Source organism: Longimicrobiales bacterium (assembly GCA_035764935.1).
Classification (GTDB): Bacteria; Gemmatimonadota; Gemmatimonadetes; order Longimicrobiales; family RSA9; genus DASTYK01.
Window position 1 is genome coordinate 1 of sequence record DASTYK010000156.1, and the last position, 17,850, is coordinate 17,850.

Sequence of the window (17,850 nt, forward strand, 5' to 3'; positions counted from 1 at the left end):
GCCGCATGGGAGGTCACCCTGGTCGAGGGGGTCGCCGAAGTCGTTCCGGTCGGGGAAACCGGCGCCCGCACCATGCGCTGGGCATTCCTGCGCAACGCCGCGCGCGCGACCGGCGCGGATGTCATCGTGACGGCACACCACGCGGATGACCAGGCCGAAACCGTGCTGCACCGGATCATCCGCGGTACTGGACTCGCCGGACTCGCGGGCATTGCGCCGGAGCGGACCGTGCGCATCGGCGGGCGGCGCGTCCGCATCCTCCGGCCCCTGCTCGCGGTCCGCCGGGACGCGTTGCGTGCATACTGCCGCCGCCATCGCGTGCGCTGGCGCGAGGATCCGACCAACGTGCTGGCCATGACTCCGCGCAACGCGATCCGGCTCCGACTGCTGCCTGCGCTGGAAGCCGCGGCCCCGGGTGCGACCGAGCGCCTGGTGCGCGTCGCGGCCCTCGCGCGGCAGGCGGAGCACGCCTGGCACGCGGCGCTCGCAGACGTGCGGGCGGCCGTCGTCAGAGACCGCTCCCGGAGCCGGATCGTGCTTGCCAGACAAGCACTTCTCGACTATGATCCGCAGGTTCGCAGACGTGTGCTGCGACAGCAGTTGCGTCGCTTCGGCCCCGTCCCCGGACGGGCCGCGACGGAGGCGGCCGATGCGTTCATCCGCTCCGCCGCGAGCGGCAAGGCCATGACGCTGACCGGCGGACTTCGCCTCGAGCGCGACCGCGACCGCATCATCGTCCGGCGCACGAGGCAGCCGCCGACCGACCGGCCGCTGACGATCGCGGCGCCGGCAGCGGGGAGCGGTGTCGCGCGGATCGGAGGGCGGCGCGTCGCGGCACGATGGGCGCCGGGCCGAGTGCCGGGCGGGGCCGACACGCTCGACGTCGATCCCACCACCATTGTCTTTCCTCTGATGCTGCGTCGCTGGCAACCGGGCGATCGGATCCGCCTGCACTATGGCAGCAAGAAGTTGAAGAAACTGTTCCTGGAGCGCGGCCTCGGCCGATTCGAACGCGGGCGCACACCGGTGCTCGCGGACGCGACCGGACGGGTGTTGTGGGTGCCGGGGATTGCGCGCGCACACGATGTCGGACCCGTCGAGGGTGCGCCGGGGTTTCATATTGCGGTGAGTGAATGACAGGTACGGCAGAGCTGCGCGCACGGACGGGCGGGCGCGACGTCAAGCGGATCGTCTACAGTCGCGAGCAGATCGCGGACCGGGTCGCGGCCATGGGCCGCGAGATCGCGAGTGCATACCCGGAGGGCGAGAACCTGCTGGTGCTCGGCCTGCTCAAGGGGTCGTTCATCTTTGTCGCCGACCTGGTGCGCGAGATCCAGCGCCCGGTCACCGTGGACTTCCTGGTCGCGTCGAGCTACGGCGCCGGGACCGTCAGCAGCGGCAAGGTGGACCTCGTGTACGATCCGGCGACGGACCTGGGTGAGCACCACGTGCTGCTGGTCGAGGACATCATCGACAGCGGCAATACGCTCAACCGGCTGGTGCCGCTGCTGCGCTCACGCGGACCGAAGTCACTGGAGCTGTGCACGCTGCTGCACAAGCGCATCGCGCGCGAGCTCGTGCTCGACGCCCGCTGGGTCGGCTTCGACTCGCCGTCGGAGTTCCTGATCGGTTACGGGCTCGATCACAGCGAGCACTTTCGCAACCTGCCGTTCATCGCGTCGCTGTGACGCGCGTGCGGCGTTTCGAGTAGAAGACGAATGCAGGACCGCGATAAAGATCCGGGGAAGCGACCCTCACGCGTGGCGCGCGTGACGCGCGGTGCATCCTTCTGGATCCTGATCTTCCTGGTGCCGCTGCTGGTGCTGCAGGTGTTCAATCCGAACAGGCAGCAGCAGTCCGCGGAGCTGGACTACCGGCCGCAGTTCCTGAGCCAGCTCGAGGCAGGCAACATCGAGTCGGTCACGGTCGTGGGCAGCAACCGGATCGAAGGCGAGCTGCGCACGCCGATCATCGTCGAGGAGCGCCAGGTCCAGAACTTCTCGACGACGCTTCCATTCGAGAACAGCACGGACGAGCTCCAGGCGCAGCTCATTGCGCAGGACGTGACGATCCGCGCGGAGGACCCGAAGCAGAACTGGTGGTTCATTCTGCTGCAGGCGCTGCCGTGGCTGCTCATCATCGGCTTCTGGTTCTTCATGCTGCGCCAGATGCAGGCGGGTGGCAGCAAGGCCTTCCAGTTCGGCAAGTCCAAGGCGCGGCTGCTCGCGGGTGACACGCCGAAGGTGACGTTCGCGGATGTTGCAGGCGCGGACGAGGCCAAGGACGAGCTGCAGGAGATCATCGAGTTCCTGAAGGACCCGCAGAAGTTCAGTCGCCTGGGCGGGCGTCTGCCCAAGGGCGTGCTGCTCGTGGGCCCGCCGGGAACCGGCAAGACGCTGCTCGCACGCGCGGTCGCCGGTGAGGCGGGACGGCCGTTCTTCTCGATGAGCGGCTCCGACTTCGTCGAGATGTTCGTCGGTGTCGGCGCCTCCCGCGTGCGTGACCTGTTCGAGCAGGGCAAGCAGCACGCGCCGTGCATCATCTTCATCGACGAGATCGACGCCGTCGGCCGCCACCGCGGCGCGGGGCTGGGCGGCGGTCATGACGAGCGCGAGCAGACACTGAACCAGCTGCTCGTCGAGATGGACGGCTTCGAGTCCAACGAGGGCGTGATCCTGCTCGCCGCGACCAACCGCCCCGACGTGCTCGATCCCGCGCTGCTGCGCCCGGGCCGCTTCGACCGCCAGGTCGTGGTCGATGCGCCGGACGTGAAGGGCAGGGAGGGCATCCTGCGCGTGCACCTGCGGCGCGTGCCGATCGGCGACGACGTCGAGGTCAAGTCGCTCGCGCGCGCGACGCCCGGCATGAGCGGCGCGGACCTGCAGAACCTGGTCAACGAGGGCGCCCTGCTCGCGGCGCGCCGCGGTCACGACAAGGTCTACATGCAGGACCTGGAGGACGCCAAGGACAAGGTCATGCTCGGCGCCGAGCGGCGCAGCATGGTGCTCTCCGAGAGCGAGCGCACGCTGACCGCGTACCACGAGGCCGGCCACGCCGTCGTCGCGTTGCGCACCCCCGGCCTGGACCCGGTGCACAAGATCACGATCGTGCCGCGCGGGCGTGCACTCGGTGTCACGGCGTCGCTGCCCGAGGAGGACCGGCACAGCTACTCGCGTGACTACCTGATCGCGAGCCTGGCCATGCTGTACGGCGGCCGTGCTGCTGAGGAGATGATCTTCGGCGCACCCAAGATCACGACCGGCGCCGGCAACGACATCGAGCGCGCGACCGCCATGGCGCGGCGGATGGTCACGCAGTTCGGCATGAGCGAGAGCATCGGCCCGATCGCGATCGGTGACAGCGAGCACGAGGTCTTCCTCGGCCGCGAGATCGGGCAGCGGCGGGCGGTCTCCGAGGACGTCGCACGACGCGTGGACGCCGAGGTGAAGCGGCTGCTCGACGAGGCGTACCAGGCGGCGATGAAGACGCTCGAGGAGAACCGCGACCTGCTCGAGCGCATCGCCGAGGCCCTGCTCGAGCGCGAAACGCTGGACCGGGACGAGATCGACATGCTCGCGCGCGGTGAGCCGCTGCCGGAGGCCAAGGTCGTCCGGGATGCGCGCGCCTTCGCGCAGTCGCTGCGCAAGGAAAAGGAGAGCACACCGCAGCCGAGCGGTGGCTTCCTCGGGCCGCAGCCGCAGCCGGGCCCCGCGCACGGATGACCGTAAGCCCCGCCGTGCGGTCCGACTGGTCAACCGCCCGGGGTAGTCTGTCCGTTACCCGGCCACTGGTCGTCGGCATCCTCAACGTCACCCCCGACTCGTTCTTCGACGGCGGGCGTCACGCGACGCCCGCCGACGCGCTCGCCCGCGCCGAGCAGCTGATCATGGAAGGCGCGGCCATCCTCGACATCGGCGGCGAGTCGACGCGGCCGGGCGCGCGGCCGCTGGACGCCGGGACCGAAATCGCGCGTGTCGTGCCGATCATCGAGCAGCTCAATGCGCGCTGGCCCGAGGTCCCGCTGAGCGTGGACACGATGAAGGCCGTCGTGGCTCGCGCCGCGCTGCAGGCAGGGGCAGCCGTCGTCAACGACGTGACCGGGCTGCGCCACGATCCGGAGATGGCGGCAGTCGTTGCCGAAGCCGGGGCGGGGGTGATCCTGATGCACTCCCGCGGCGGGGCAGGGGAGCTTGCCGACTACGCTCTGGCCACCTACCCGGATGACGTGGTCGGCAGCGTGGTCGCAGAGCTGGAGGTGATGCGAGCGAACGCGCGCGCAGCGGGGATCGCAGAGGACGCGATCGTGCTCGACCCCGGCCTCGGCTTTTCCAAGCGCACCGAGCACAGCACTGCCGTCCTGCGCGAGCTCGACCGCATCGTCGCGCTCGGCGCGCCCGTCCTCGTCGGCCCGTCGCGCAAGCGCTTCATCGGCGAGGCGTCCGGCGGGCTGCCGCCGGAGGAGCGGCTGCCCGGCACGATAGCCGCATGCGTGCATGCGCTCGGGCGCGGTGCACGACTCTTCCGCGTGCACGACGTGCGCGAGGTGCGTCGTGCGCTGGACGTCGCGAGCGCGCTCTCGGGAATCGAATGACCGGACTCTTCGATCGCTTCGGCTTTCTGCTGCCCGGCATCAAGGACCTGCTGCAGATCCTGCTTGTCGCCGCGGGCCTGTACTACGTGCTGCGCGCACTCGCCCAGACGCGCGCCATGCACGTCCTCGCCGGCATCCTCGTCCTGGTCGTCACCTTCTTTGCCGCGCGCCTGCTGCAGCTGGATCTCCTCATCTACCTGATGGAGAACCTGTTCAACTACGGCGCCATCGCGGCGCTGATCGTGTTCCAGCCGGAGCTGCGCAGCGGGCTCGCCCGCCTGGGCCAGTCGCGCATGCTGACGTTCTTCAACCGGCTAGAGGAGAGCGCGGTGGTCGAGGAGCTGGTGGAGGCGGTCGACCGGCTGTCGCGCGCCAAGATCGGCGCGATCATCGCCATGGAGCGGAGCATCGGCCTGGACGAGTACGCCGAAACGGGCACGCGCCTGCAGGCGCGCGTCGGCGCCGATCTCGTCGTCAGCCTGTTCGCCCCGTACGGCCCGCTGCACGACGGTGCCGTCCTGATCAATGGCGACACCATCATCGCGGCCGGCGTGATCCTGCCGCTGACCCAGTTCCCGGTCTCGGACCGGACGCTCGGCACCCGTCACCGCGCCGCCATCGGCCTGTCGGAGGAGACCGATGCGCTCGTGATCGTGGTGAGCGAGGAGACATCACAGGTGTCCGTTGCGCACCGCGGCGTGCTGCAGCGCGACGTGAGCCTGGACCAGCTGCGGCTCGCGCTCAGTGGCGCGCTGCCCGCGGTGGCCGGCGGGACGGGAGCGCCTCTCGCGCGGCGTTGACACGTCTCGGGACGGCCCCATACATTGCCGTGATTCCCACATCTCTGGCGCAACAAATCCCGGAGCGTCGCCTTGGACGAGACTCAGACCCATTCGTATTCGCTGCTGAACATCTTCTACGATGGCGGGTGGTTCATGTACCCGCTCGTGCTGTGTTCACTCTTCGCGCTGGGCGTCATCATCGCGAAGGGCTACACGCTGTGGGCAGCACACCGTCGCTCCGCCCAGGTGCTGGAGGAGACGGAAGGCCTCATGAAGCAGGGCCGCGTGGACCAGGCGCTGCAGCTCACGGCGGAGACGCCGGGGCCGGTCGCCGCCATCCTCTACTCGGGGCTGCACCGGCTGCGTGACCGCCAGAGCAGCGAGGACATCGAGAACGGCGTGAAGACCACGGGCGTCGTCGAGCTCGGGTTCCTCGAGCGCGGCCTCGTCATCCTCGCGACGATCTCGAACGTCGCGCCGCTGCTCGGCTTCCTTGGCACCGTCGCCGGCATGATCTCGGCCTTCGGTGCGATTGCCGCGGCCGGGCAGGTCGAGGCCAGCCTCGTCGCCGGCGGCATCAAGGTCGCCCTGATCACGACCGCCGCCGGTCTGACCATCGCGATCCCGGTGAACATCGCGTACAACTTCTTCGTTACGCGCATCGACAAGCTGATCCGGCAGATGGAGCTGGGCACGGCGAACGTCCTGAACGCCGCCTGGGACCTGCGCCCGGCCATGGCCGGGGCGACCGTCGGCAACCTCGGCTCGACCCGCCCGGACGCGGCGCGCCCCGGCTACCGCCCGGCGACCGACAGCGTGGAGGGGCAGGGCCTGCCCGACCGGAATGCCGCACCCGACTCGGATCATTTGCCGTGATCATTCGTATAACCACTGACTCAGCCCGAAGCGAGGGGGGCATTTCATGCCGATGATGCGCAAGAGGAACCGTCCGTCGGGCGCCATCCCGACGTCGTCCATGGCGGACATCGCGTTCCTGCTGCTCGTCTTCTTCCTGGTGACGACCGTCTTCGACGAGGAGCGCGGGCTGCCGATCGTGCTGCCCGAGGCCACCGAGGAAGTGGAGGTCTCGCAGAAGAACGTGCTGCACCTGACGGTTCTCGAGGACGGGACGGTCGAGGTGAAGCGCGGGGAAAGCCCCACCGTGCAGCGGGTATCAGCCCGGGACATCGCCGGCATCTGGCGGCTTGGATTCCAGCAGAACCAGAATCTGATCGCCGCCGTGAAGACCGCGCCCAACGCGCCGTACCGGAACATGGTGGCCGTGCTCGACCAGCTGCAGAGCGCGGGCGCTGAGCGCATTTCCCTTCAGATCCTGGAGTAGCCGGCGATGATCACTGGTGGACTGAAGCGGAAGTCGAAGGCGGCGAGCGAGATTCCGGACTCGTCGCTGGCGGACATGGCATTCCTGTTGCTGATCTTCTTCATGGTCAGCACGACGTTCCGGAGCGAGGATCCGCGGGAGGTGGAGTTCCCGGAAGCGCAGGCGACGCAGAAGCTGGATGAGCCGCGCAAGAACATTCTCCACCTCTACGTCGAGACGGACGGGTCGATCTACATCAACGACCAGAACGTCGCCACGGCGGATGTGTCGAACGTGATCGCGCCGATCTACGCGGACTCCGACCGGCGACTGGTGATCGTGCTGCGAGCCGACCGGGACGTGCCGTACCGGTTCGTCGATGCGATCCAGAAGGAGTTGCAGGAAGCAGGCGCCTACCGTGTGACCTTCTACACGAACCTGGCGCAGCGAGTCACTCGCGAACGGAGGTAGGCAAAATGGCAGGAACGACAACCGCGAATGACCGGTTCAAGAGCGGCTTCGGAAACTGGTTCTGGGGCTCGCTGCTGGCCGCCGCCGTTCTGCATTTCATGATGTTCGCCTTCTGGCCGGAGATGTCGACGGCGGACGTCTCGTTCACGACGGAAGAGCTCGAGGCGATCGAGCTGCCGCCGGAGGTGGAGATCCCGCCGCCGCCGGAGCAGATCGCACGGCCCGCGACACCGGTCGTCAGCGACGCGGTGATCGATGAGGACATCACGATCGCCGAGACGACGTTCGAGGACAACCCGATCGAGAACCTGCCGCCGCCGCCCACCGCGTCGGCCAACGAGGACATCTCGGCGGCACCGCGCTTCACGCCGTTCACGGTCCGGCCGGAACTGCGCAATCGTGCGGACATCGCCCGCGCGCTGGAGCGGAACTATCCGCCGCTGCTGCGTGATGCAGGCATCGGTGGCGAGACCCTCGTCTGGTTCTTCATCGACGAGAATGGCCGCGTCCAGAAGACGCAGATCAACAAGTCGAGCGGCTACGACGCGCTGGACCAGGCCGCGCTGACGGTCGCCGAGCAGATGCAGTTCTCGCCCGCGCTGAACCGCGACAAGAAGGTCCCGGTGTGGGTGGCGATCCCGATCGTATTCAGCTCGAAGTAGCCGACGAACCGTCGTTGCAGGGCTCGAGGGGCCGGTGCCTGGTGCACCGGCCCCTTCTTTTCTTCTACCACGGAGAGCACGGAGCGCACAGAGGTCGGTCGGCCGGGCCGCGCCGAGCCTGGCGGCCGACACAGCGTGCCTCCCGTGGATCCCCACGCGCCGCTGCTGTGTAGGTGGAATCGTAGTGTCGCTTCGATCCTTGCTGCGCGCCCGCGCAGTGGATCCTGCGCCGGGGGGACCGGCCGGGTTTGAGGATCTCCCGCACGGAGGTGACGCATGCATCCGCAGACGGAAGCCACCATCCACGCACGCCACAGGCACCACGAGTCCCGCAGCTACTGGGGTGGGCTGCTCATTGCCGTGGCTCTGCACTTCGCGCTGTTCGTCTTCGCACCGGGCATGACGGTGGCGGGGATGGGAGGCGACGCGAGGGCGGACGTGATCGTCATCGAGCCACCTTCGGAACTCCCGCCGCCTCCTGAGCCTCCGGAGATTCGGCGTCCCCCTGTGCCGGTGATCGGTGCAGTGGACATCGACGCCACCCTGCCCAAGAGCGTCGACTTCCGCAAGTTTCCCGATTTGCCCGCGCCCCCCGTCATCGATCGTGGTGAGCGCCCCTTCGAGTTCACGCCCCGGGACGTCGAGCCCGCACTGAAGAACACGCGGGATATCCAGCGGCTGCTGGAACGGAGCTACCCGCCGGTCGCCCGGGATGCCGGCATCGGTGGCTCGGTGCTGCTCTGGCTGTACATCGACATCGAGGGCAATGTGCTGGAGACGCGGGTACACGAGTCGAGCGGCGTCGATGCGCTGGACCAGGCGGCGCGGGAGGTCGCGTCGGAGATGCGGTTCCGGCCGGCACAGTACCGGAGCCGTCCGGTGCCGGTGTGGGTTGCACAACGGATCGAGTTCACGACGAGGAAGTGAACCGGAGAGGCGAGCCCGGGGGCCGGGCGATGCGCGTGACGCGCCTGCGTCGCGCCGGTCCCTCCAGCCTGTTCGTGATCGGCGGGCATGTTGCAGCGGCGTTGCCGTTTGCAGCATGCCCGCCTACAATTTGCCGTCTATGTTTGAAGCGCGGCTGCAGCGGAATCTGCCGGAGGTGCGCGCACGCATCGAGCGTGCGCGGGAGCGGGCGGACGGCAGGCCGGTCACACTGGTGGCCGTCACCAAGGGGCACCCGCCGGCTGCGGCGCGGGCGGCGGTGGCAGCCGGGCTGACCATCTGCGGCGAGAACCGGGTGCAGGAGCTCGAGGAGAAGCGCGACGCGCTGGCCGACCTCGCGGTCCAGTGGCACCTGATCGGGCACCTTCAGCGCAACAAGGTGCGTCGCGCGCTGCCGCTCTTCGATCTGCTGCATTCGCTCGACTCCCTGCGGCTGGCGCGGGTCGTCTCGGCCGAGGCGGTCAGGGCGGAGCGCACGGTGGATGTGCTCGTCCAGGTGAATGCGTCGGGCGAGGAGACCAAGGGTGGCTTCGACGCAGGCAGCGGCACGGCCCCCGTTGCGGAGGTCTGCGAGCTGCCGGGTCTGCGCGTCCGGGGTCTCATGACGATGGCGCCCTTTACCGCCGACGAGGCCGTGGTGCGCGGCACCTTCCAGCGCACGCGCGCACTGTTCGACGCGTGCGCGCGGGACATCGCAGCGTTCGGGGGCGAGCATCTGTCGATGGGGATGTCGAACGATTTCGAATGGGCCGTCGAGGAGGGCGCCACGATGGTGCGCCTCGGCACGGTCCTCTTCGGTGAGCGCGAGCGATGATCGATCTGACACCTCTCGAGGTCCGCAAGAAGAAGGGCGACTTCAAGCGCGCGATGCGGGGCTACGACCCCGGCCTCGTCGACGATTTCCTGGAGCTTGTCGCTGACCGCCTGGAGGAGCTCGTGCGCGCCAACCTTTCGCACGAGGACCGTGTCCGGCAGCTGGAGCAGCAGCTCCGTGACTACAAGGAGCGCGAGCGTGCGCTGACCGACGCGCTGGTGAGCGCGCAGGAGCTGCGCGAGGAGATGCGCGAGCAGGCGGTGCGCGATGCGGAGATGGCGCGGCGCGAGGCGGAACAGGAGGCGGAGCAGATTCGCGCCAACGTCGCGCAGGAGATCGAGCGCGAGGAGCAGACACTGCGACGGCTGCGCGCGCGCCAGGCGCAGCTCGCCCAGAGCTACCGGGCCCTGCTCGAGCGAGAGCTGGAGGAGCTGGAGGTGATCGCAGGCGGCATCACCTACCGAGCGGGTCTGGACGATGAAGTGGAAGCGCCACGCCGGGAGCCGCAGGCGGTGCGCGAGCCGCGGCCCGCGTATGCCGCCGAGCCGCCGCGCGAAGCACCGGTTGCGGCAGTGGCTGCGCCGGCCGTGGCCGAGCCCGTTGCGGAGCCGAGTGCACACCGGGTGAATGCGCCCGCTCCGGCTGTCAACGAGCCCGCCGCGGAACCGACCGCGCACCGGGTGCCCCAGCCTGCCGCGGAACCGACCGCGCACCGGGTGCCCGCACCCGCCCCGGCCGTGGACGAGCACGTTGAGCAGCCGCGCTCGCATCGCGCCCCTCCCGCCGTCCGGATCGACGAGAATGACGAGGAGGAGGAGGTCGACGACGAGGCGCTGGAGCGGTCGCTGGAAGCGCTGCAGGTCGTGTTTGCACGCGACGAGGCGGAGGCGCGCCGGGACTGGCCGCTTTCCGGCAGCGCGCACGCTGCCCGGTCTCGCGCCGCGACGTCCTTCGCGGAGTCGAGCGAAGACGAGCCGCTCGCGGAGCCGACTGCAGACGACGCGGCCGCGGACGCGGCTCTGCAGGCCGGCCAGGTGCCGGTCGCGTTCGAGGAGGACTCCTTCAACGGTGACGAGCTGCTGCTCGAGGACGCGATCGACGAGGAGGGCGAGGCGGAGGAGGAGGAGCCGCGGGCTGCGGCCGCGGTTGAGCCCTGGCTGCCGAAGCTGATCGAGGACGCTCCGTGAGCGACGCGGCCGTGCATGCGCGGCGCGCGGCGATCGATGAGGCCGTCGCCGCGGTGCGCGACCGCAGTGGGGTGAAGCCGGAGCTGGCGGTGCTCTGGCAGACGCACACCAGCGCGCTGGTGGATGCACTCACGCTCGATGCTTCGATCGAGGCGGGTGACATCCCGGGTCTCCTGCCGGGCGACGGAGGCGGCCCGGCACGCCTGCTGCTGGGCACGCTGGGAAAGCGGCACGTTGCGGTGCTGCATGCGCGACTGCGTCGCTACGCAGGGCACACGCTCCAGCAGGTCGTCCTGCCGGTGCGTGTCCTGCACGCGCTCGGTGCGGACACGCTGGCGATCGTTTCGGACTGCGCCGCGCTGCGGCCGACCTGGGCAGCGGGCGAGCTGATGCTGGTCGACGATCACATCAACCTGCTGGGCGACAATCCGCTGGTGGGGCCCAACCTGGACGAGCTCGGTCCGCGTTTCCCCGACATGTCGGTGGCATACGACGCGCAGCTGCGACTGCAGGCGGAGCGCTCGGCGCTCGCGCAGCAGACGATCCTGCGTCGCGGCGTGTATGCTGCGCTGGAGGGGCCCAACCGGCCGACGCGCGCCGAGTACCGGATGCTGCGCGCCATGGGTGCAGACGCGACCGGCACCGGCGTCGTGCCCGAGGTGATTGCGGCCCGCCACATGTCGATGCGCGTTCTCGCGCTGGCGGTGATCGCGCAGGTCGCGCTGCCGGACGCACTCGAGCCGCTCAGCGAGCGGCAGGTGGAGGCGGCCATGCAGGCAGCGGAGCCGCGGCTGGTCTCGCTGCTGCAGGCAATCGCGGCACAACCGAATTCCTGAACCCGAGGGGGCGCTCAGCGCTCCATGCTCAGTATGCGATACCCCGAGTACCCGACATCACCGGTCTCACTGGAGGAGACGGTCCTTGCCCGCTGGCGCGCGGAGCGGCTGTTCGAGCAGACGCAGGAGCAGAGCGCCGGCGCGGACGAGTTCGTGTTTTATGAGGGGCCGCCGACGGCGAACGGCAAGCCCGGCATCCATCACGTCATCAGCCGGACGATCAAGGATCTCGTCTGCCGTTACCATGCGTTGCTCGGCAAGCACGTCACGCGCATCGCGGGCTGGGACACGCACGGGCTGCCGGTCGAGATCGAGGCCGAGAAGAAGCTGGGCATCAGCGGCAAGAAGCAGATCGAGGAGCTCGGCGTCGCGCGCTTCAATGAAGTGTGCCGCGAGAGCGTCTTCACGTACAAGGAAGACTGGGAGCGCCTTTCGGAGCGCATCGGCTACTGGCTGGACTACAGCAGCCCGTACGTCACGTTCTCGCCTTCGTACATCGAGACGGTCTGGTGGATCTTTTCGCGGCTGCACGAAAAGGGGCTGATCTACCGCGGCTACAAGAGCGTACCGTACTGTCCGCGCTGCGGCACGGCGCTGAGCTCGCACGAGGTCGCCCAGGGATACCTCGATGTTGCGGATCCCTCACTGTACTTCCTGGCCCCGCTCATCGATGAGGACGGACGCCCCGACCGGGACGGGCGCGCGTTCGTCGTCTGGACGACGACTCCCTGGACCGTGCCGTCCAACACCGCGCTCGCGGTGCATCCCGACCTCGAGTACGTCGAGGTCGAAACGGACGGGCAGCGGCTGATCCTGGCCGAGTCGCGCCGTGCAGCCGTGGTCGGTGAGGACGCGCCCGTGCTGCAGCGGTGGCGCGGGCTGGAGCTGGACGGCCAGCGTTACGCGCGGCCGTTCACCCTGGTGCGTGCGGAGCCGCGCGGCCGCGCGTGGCAGGTCGTGCTCGAGGAGTTCGTCACGGCAGATGACGGCACCGGCATCGTGCACATGGCGCCCGCATTCGGGGCGGACGACTATGCGGCAGGGCAGCGCCATGATCTGCCGCTCCTGCGCCCCGTCGATGATGCCGGCCGCTTCGATGCCGATATCCCGATCGTGGGCGGCATGTTCGTCAAGGACGCGGATCCGCTGCTGGTCGAGGAGCTGCGCAAGCAGAAGCTGCTCTACCGTCACTCGCTGGAGACGCACACATACCCGCACTGCTGGCGGTGCAGCAGCCCGCTGATCTACATGGCACGCGACTCGTGGTACATCCGGACCACGGAGATCCGCGACACGATGCTCGCCAACAACCGGCAGGTGAGCTGGCACCCGGCGGAGGTCGGCACCGGCCGCTTCGGCGAGTGGCTCGAAGGAAACATCGACTGGGCGATCTCGCGCGAGCGCTACTGGGGCACGCCGCTGCCGTTCTGGGTATGCGACGCGGACCGCGGTCACTTCGAGGTGCTCGGCAGCTTCGCCGCCCTCGCCGAGCGCGCGGGGCGGCTGCCCGAGCCGTTCGATCCGCACAAGCCGCACATCGACAAGCTGACGTACGCGTGTCCGCAGTGCAGCGGCACGATGCGGCGGACGCCGGAAGTCGCCGACGTATGGTTCGACTCCGGCTCCATGCCGTATGCGCAGTGGCATTACCCGTTCGAGAACGAGTCGCAGTGGCAGCGGCACTTTCCGGCGGACTTCATCTGCGAGGGGCTGGACCAGACGCGCGGCTGGTTCTACTCGCTGATCGCGATCTCCAGCATGCTGGGCGACGGGCCGTCGTACCGGAACGTCGTCGTGAACGGACTGGTGCTCGACGCCGACGGCCAGAAGATGTCCAAGTCGCGCGGCAACGTGGTCGACCCATGGGAGGCGATCGAGTCCTACGGCGCGGACGCGATCCGGTGGTACTTCATCGCCGTGAGCCAGCCATGGGCGTCCAAGCGCTTCGATCCGGAGGCGCTCACGGACACGTGGCGGCGCGTGTTCGATACGATCGCGAACACGTACCGGTTCTTCGCGCTGTACGCGAATCTCGACGACTGGACGCCGGAGAATGCGGCCCGTACCGAGGACGTCCTGGACCGCTGGCTCCGCTCACGCCTTGCGACGCTCACCGCGCAGGTGCGCGCCGACCTGGATGCTTACGAGCTCACGCACGCCGCGCGCGCGATCGCAGATTTCGTCGTCGATGACCTTTCGAACTGGTACGTGCGGCGCACGCGCGACCGGTTCTGGGGGAGCGGCGATGCCGAGGATACCCGTGCCGCGTTCACGACGCTGCACCAGGCGCTCACGACGATCTGCGGGCTGCTGGCACCGTTCACCCCGTTCCACGCCGACTGGCTGCACGTCGCGCTGACCGGCAGCAGCGTGCACCTCGCGCGCTTCCCGGAGGTGGACGAGGCCGCACGGGACGAGCGGCTGGAGCAGGGCATGACGGCGGTGCGCGAGCTGGCGCGCCTCGGGCGGGCTGCGCGGGAGACCGTGCGGATCCGCGTGCGACAGCCGCTGCGGACGCTGCACGCGGTCGTGCCCGGAGGCATCGCGCTGGACGATGATCTGCTCGACGTCGTCAAGGACGAGCTGAACATCAAGGACGTGCGCTTTCTGCGGGGCGCGGAGGACCTGGTCACGCTGCGCGCGCAGCCGAACTTCCGCGTCCTTGGCAAGCGGTTCGGCGGTGCGACGCAGGCCGCGGCGCAGGCCGTGCGTGAGCTGGACGACCCGGCGTTGCGCGGCTTCCGCACGGGCGGGACGCTCACGATCGCGGTCGATGGCGAGGAGCATGCACTGTCGGCGGACGAGCTGGAGATCATCGAGGAAGCGCAGGGCGCGCTGGCGGTCGAGAGCGACGGCGGCTACACGGTTGCCCTCGATCCCGCGCTGGACGACGAGCTTCGTCGTGAAGGCCTGGCGCGCGAGCTGGTCAGCCGCATCCAGCGGCTGCGCAAGGATTCCGGGCTCGCAGTGAGCGACCGGATCAGGCTGCTGATCGACGGCGGCAAGGAAGTGCACGAAGCCGCGGATGCGTTCGCAGACTACATCCGCGGGGAGACGCTGGCGGTGGAGCTGACGGTGGGGTCCGCGGAGACGCTGTGGGACACCGTGCATGATATGGACATCGACGGCATCCCGGCGCATATCGCGCTGGCACGTGCCTGAGGAGCGATGGCATCCAGGGAGCAGGGGCTCGAACGCGCGGAAGGGCTGCGGCTGTCGAAGGCTGCGCTGTTCGTGGTGGTCGTCGCCGGCGTCGTGGTGGTCGATTACACGACCAAGTGGCTCGTGCAGAGCACGCTCACGCTGTACGAGCAGGTGGACATCATCGGCGACTACGTGCGGCTCACCTACATCTTCAACCCGGGTGCGGCGTTCGGCATCCACGTCGGCGACCACTCGCGGATCCTGTTCCTGGCCCTGTCGATCGTCGCGTTGTTCGCGCTCGGCGGCATGTACTGGGCGACACCGTCGGCCGACCGGCCGCGGCTCGCCGCGATCGCGCTGATCTGCGGCGGTGCACTCGGCAACCTGATCGACCGGCTCCGCTCCGCGCGTGGCGTCGTCGACTTCCTGGACGTGGGGGTGGGCACGATCCGCTGGCCCGTCTTCAACATCGCCGACATCGCGGTGACGACCGGCGCCGTGATCCTGGCACTGTCGCTGTGGAACGAGGAGCGGCGCGTTGAGCGCCGTTCCTGATTCGCCCGCGCGCCGGCGCCTGGTCGTCGGCAGTGAGCCGGAGCAGCGCCGGCTCGACGCGTGGCTGGCTGCCCACCTGCCCGAGCTGTCCCGCTCCCGCATCGCACAGCTTCTCGCCGACGGGCATGTGCTGGTGAACGGCGCGCCCGCACGCAAGAGCCGGCGCCCGGAAGCGGGGGACGTCATCGAGATCGATCTGCCGGCGCCGGTCAGCCACACGCTCGAGCCCGAGGCGATCCCCCTCGACATCGTCTACCAGGACAGCGATATCGCCGTGCTCAACAAGCCGGCGGGACTGGTGGTGCATCCAGCGCCCGGGCATCGCCAGGGCACGCTGGTGCATGCTCTGCTGCACCACCTGACAGACCTGTCGGGTATCGGCGGCGTGCTGCGGCCCGGAATCGTGCACCGGCTCGACCGCGACACGTCCGGGCTCATGCTGGTGGCGAAGAACGATGCAGCGCATCGAGCACTCGCGGCGGCGTTGAAGCGGCGGGAAGTGCGTCGCATCTATCTCGCTGCCGCCTGGGGGCACCTCGCCGCCGACGACGTGGTCGTCGAGCAGCCGATCGCACGCTCGCCTACGCATCGCCAGCGCATGGCCGTCGTGGAGGGGGGCCGCCCGGCGCGCACGCGGTTGCACCGCCTCGAGCGCTGGCGCGCGGCCGACCTGATCCGCGCCGAGCTCGACACCGGCAGGACGCACCAGATCAGGGTGCATCTCGCGTTTCTCGGCCACCCGGTGATCGGCGACGCGGTGTACGGCGGTGCCGGTGCGCGGGGGATCAGCGGGCGCGATCACGCCTGGGCGCGGGCGCTCGAGAAGCGCACGCCGAGACAGTTCCTGCACGCGTCGCAGCTTGGCTTTCGCCACCCGCGCACCGGCGAGCCGATGCACTTCGAGGTGGCGCTGCCGGAGGACCTCGCAGCGGCCGCAGACTGGGCGCGCGGCCAGGCCACCTGATGCAGAACCGGCCCATTCACGGTTGTTGACCCGAAAGCCCGGGACGGGCTATTATCAGGCCACCCAAGGAGTTCCCCCGATTTTGCGACCGGGATTGGTGACGATGCTCGCCGCCGCGCCCGACTCGGAACCTGCCGCGCCAGCAGGGCCGCAGTGGGTCGTCCTCTCGTGCGACGACGTCCGACTCGCGGTCCCGCTCGCACGGGTGCGTGAGATCCTCACGCCGCGCCCGTTTACGCGTCTCCCCGGCTGTGGTCCAGAGGTGTGCGGACTGATCGGCGTCCGTGGGCGGATCGTCACGGTTCTGGACGTGGGGATCCTGCTCGGCCGGCGCCGCTCGGCCGAGATGCACGATCATCGCCTGCTGCTGCTGGAGTGGCGCGGTCGCACCGTCGGTCTTGCCGTCGACGCGGTGCTTCGGATCGCGCCGGCCGAAACGGTGCCGGACGATGCGTACGACCTGCCGCTGCACGAGGACGACGTGATCGGTATCGGGGCTGTGGACCAGGAGCGCTTCGTGGCGCTCGATCCCGACCACCTGCTGGACCGGCTGCTGCCGTGAGCGGCAGCCCCATAGGAGACAAATGGCGAAGACGGTCCTGATCTGCGATGACGCGCTCTTCATGCGCACCATGCTGGGTGACATCCTGCGCCAGGCGGGCTTCAGCGTCGTCGGCGAAGCGCAGAGCGGCTCGGAGGCGGTGCAGAAGTACCGTGAGCTGCAGCCGTCGCTGGTCACGATGGACATCGTCATGCCGGACATGGGCGGCATCGATGCGGTACGCGCGATCATGAAGGACTTTCCGGACGCCAAGATCCTCATGTGCAGCGCGATGGGGCAGCAGGCACTGGTGATCGAGGCGATTCAGGCGGGTGCTCGCGACTTCGTCGTGAAGCCGTTCCAGCCGTCGCGAGTGCTCGAGGCCGTGCAGCGCGTGCTCAGCTGAGCCGATGGATCTTCGCGACTTCGTCGCCCTCTATGTAACGGAGACACGCGAGCATCTGCGTCTGCTGGACCGGGCACTGCTCGCCGTGGAGCGCGGCGAAGCGGAAGGAGCGATCGACGAGGCGTTTCGGGCGGCGCACACGCTCAAGGGCCTGTCGGCCACGATGGGCTTCCGCGCCGCAGCGGACCAGGCGCATGCGCTCGAGGATCGGCTGCATCGCGTGCGCACAGGGGAGTTGCACGTCGATGCCGACGTGGTCGATGCGCTGCTCGCGGCGGCCGACGACCTCGGCAGTGCGATCGACCGCGCGGTCGCGACGGAAGAGCCGCGCGTCGACGGCTGGGAGGGGCCGCCCGGTGATGCACCCGGCGCGCGCCCCGCGGTCGACACGGATGCGCCGCCGGCGGACGGGGAGCAGCCACGGAGCGAACCGGCGCAGCCGGTAGAACCAGACCAGGTCGCGGTGCGCGTGGTGTTGCGCAGCGACGCGCCGGTGAAAGCCGCGCGCGCCATGCTCGTCGTGCGTGCGGTGGAGCAGCGCTGGCGAGTGGCGCGCACGGAGCCGTCGGTGTTCGACGAGTCGTTTGGCGGCGAGCTGCGCGTCGTGCTGGAGTCGAGCGTGGAGCGCACC

Annotated in this window: 19 protein-coding genes; all 19 read left to right on the top strand. The window is 69.2% G+C overall.

The genetic code is table 11. The annotated features are described in order from the left end of the window. On the top strand, positions 1-1,137 hold a 1,137-nt coding region (gene tilS / locus VFU06_13495; protein ID HEU5210401.1), incomplete at its 5' end, for a tRNA lysidine(34) synthetase TilS. Further along, the gene (gene hpt / locus VFU06_13500; protein HEU5210402.1) at positions 1,134-1,688 is read left to right on the top strand and encodes a hypoxanthine phosphoribosyltransferase; all 555 of its coding nucleotides are present in this window, start codon (positions 1,134-1,136) and stop codon (positions 1,686-1,688) included. The genes tilS and hpt, both read left to right, overlap by 4 nt. Before the next feature lie 30 nt (positions 1,689-1,718). Continuing rightward, positions 1,719-3,722, top strand: coding sequence for an ATP-dependent zinc metalloprotease FtsH (gene ftsH / locus VFU06_13505; GenBank protein HEU5210403.1), 2,004 nt, complete (start codon positions 1,719-1,721; stop codon positions 3,720-3,722). After that, entirely contained in the window at positions 3,719-4,591 is an 873-nt protein-coding gene (gene folP / locus VFU06_13510) for a dihydropteroate synthase (GenBank protein ID HEU5210404.1), read from the top strand. Before ftsH ends, folP begins: the two co-directional genes overlap by 4 nt. Continuing rightward, positions 4,588-5,391, top strand: coding sequence for a diadenylate cyclase CdaA (gene cdaA / locus VFU06_13515; protein HEU5210405.1), 804 nt, complete (start codon positions 4,588-4,590; stop codon positions 5,389-5,391). Before folP ends, cdaA begins: the two co-directional genes overlap by 4 nt. Before the next feature lie 72 nt (positions 5,392-5,463). Then, positions 5,464-6,249 (top strand): MotA/TolQ/ExbB proton channel family protein, encoded by a 786-nt coding sequence (locus VFU06_13520; GenBank protein HEU5210406.1) that lies wholly within the window; start codon positions 5,464-5,466, stop codon positions 6,247-6,249. A gap of 52 nt (positions 6,250-6,301) precedes the next feature. Continuing rightward, the gene (locus tag VFU06_13525; GenBank protein HEU5210407.1) at positions 6,302-6,715 is read left to right on the top strand and encodes a biopolymer transporter ExbD; all 414 of its coding nucleotides are present in this window, start codon (positions 6,302-6,304) and stop codon (positions 6,713-6,715) included. Positions 6,716-6,721: 6 nt separating this feature from the next. After that, positions 6,722-7,165 (top strand): biopolymer transporter ExbD, encoded by a 444-nt coding sequence (locus tag VFU06_13530; protein HEU5210408.1) that lies wholly within the window; start codon positions 6,722-6,724, stop codon positions 7,163-7,165. 5 nt (positions 7,166-7,170) lie between these two features. Then, the gene (locus VFU06_13535; GenBank protein HEU5210409.1) at positions 7,171-7,827 is read left to right on the top strand and encodes a TonB family protein; all 657 of its coding nucleotides are present in this window, start codon (positions 7,171-7,173) and stop codon (positions 7,825-7,827) included. A 276-nt stretch (positions 7,828-8,103) separates the two neighbouring features. After that, on the top strand, positions 8,104-8,754 hold the full coding sequence (locus VFU06_13540) for an energy transducer TonB (protein HEU5210410.1): 651 nt from the start codon (positions 8,104-8,106) through the stop codon (positions 8,752-8,754). 139 nt (positions 8,755-8,893) lie between these two features. Further along, a complete protein-coding gene (locus tag VFU06_13545; GenBank protein ID HEU5210411.1) occupies positions 8,894-9,586 on the top strand; it encodes a YggS family pyridoxal phosphate-dependent enzyme in 693 nt (230 codons plus the stop codon). Beyond that, entirely contained in the window at positions 9,583-10,773 is a 1,191-nt protein-coding gene (locus VFU06_13550) for a DivIVA domain-containing protein (protein HEU5210412.1), read from the top strand. Before VFU06_13545 ends, VFU06_13550 begins: the two co-directional genes overlap by 4 nt. Further along, entirely contained in the window at positions 10,770-11,609 is an 840-nt protein-coding gene (locus VFU06_13555; protein ID HEU5210413.1) for a purine-nucleoside phosphorylase, read from the top strand. Before VFU06_13550 ends, VFU06_13555 begins: the two co-directional genes overlap by 4 nt. 24 nt (positions 11,610-11,633) lie before the next feature. Further along, entirely contained in the window at positions 11,634-14,771 is a 3,138-nt protein-coding gene (ileS, locus tag VFU06_13560; GenBank protein HEU5210414.1) for an isoleucine--tRNA ligase, read from the top strand. Positions 14,772-14,777: 6 nt separating this feature from the next. Further along, positions 14,778-15,308, top strand: coding sequence for a signal peptidase II (gene lspA / locus VFU06_13565; GenBank protein HEU5210415.1), 531 nt, complete (start codon positions 14,778-14,780; stop codon positions 15,306-15,308). After that, on the top strand, positions 15,292-16,272 hold the full coding sequence (locus VFU06_13570) for an RluA family pseudouridine synthase (protein HEU5210416.1): 981 nt from the start codon (positions 15,292-15,294) through the stop codon (positions 16,270-16,272). Before lspA ends, VFU06_13570 begins: the two co-directional genes overlap by 17 nt. A 103-nt stretch (positions 16,273-16,375) precedes the next feature. Continuing rightward, on the top strand, positions 16,376-16,834 hold the full coding sequence (locus tag VFU06_13575) for a chemotaxis protein CheW (GenBank protein ID HEU5210417.1): 459 nt from the start codon (positions 16,376-16,378) through the stop codon (positions 16,832-16,834). A gap of 22 nt (positions 16,835-16,856) precedes the next feature. Continuing rightward, positions 16,857-17,219: a response regulator gene (locus VFU06_13580; GenBank protein ID HEU5210418.1), complete on the top strand. Its 363-nt coding sequence runs from the start codon at positions 16,857-16,859 to the stop codon at positions 17,217-17,219. 4 nt (positions 17,220-17,223) lie between these two features. Further along, on the top strand, positions 17,224-17,850 hold a 627-nt coding region (locus VFU06_13585; protein HEU5210419.1), incomplete at its 3' end, for an Hpt domain-containing protein.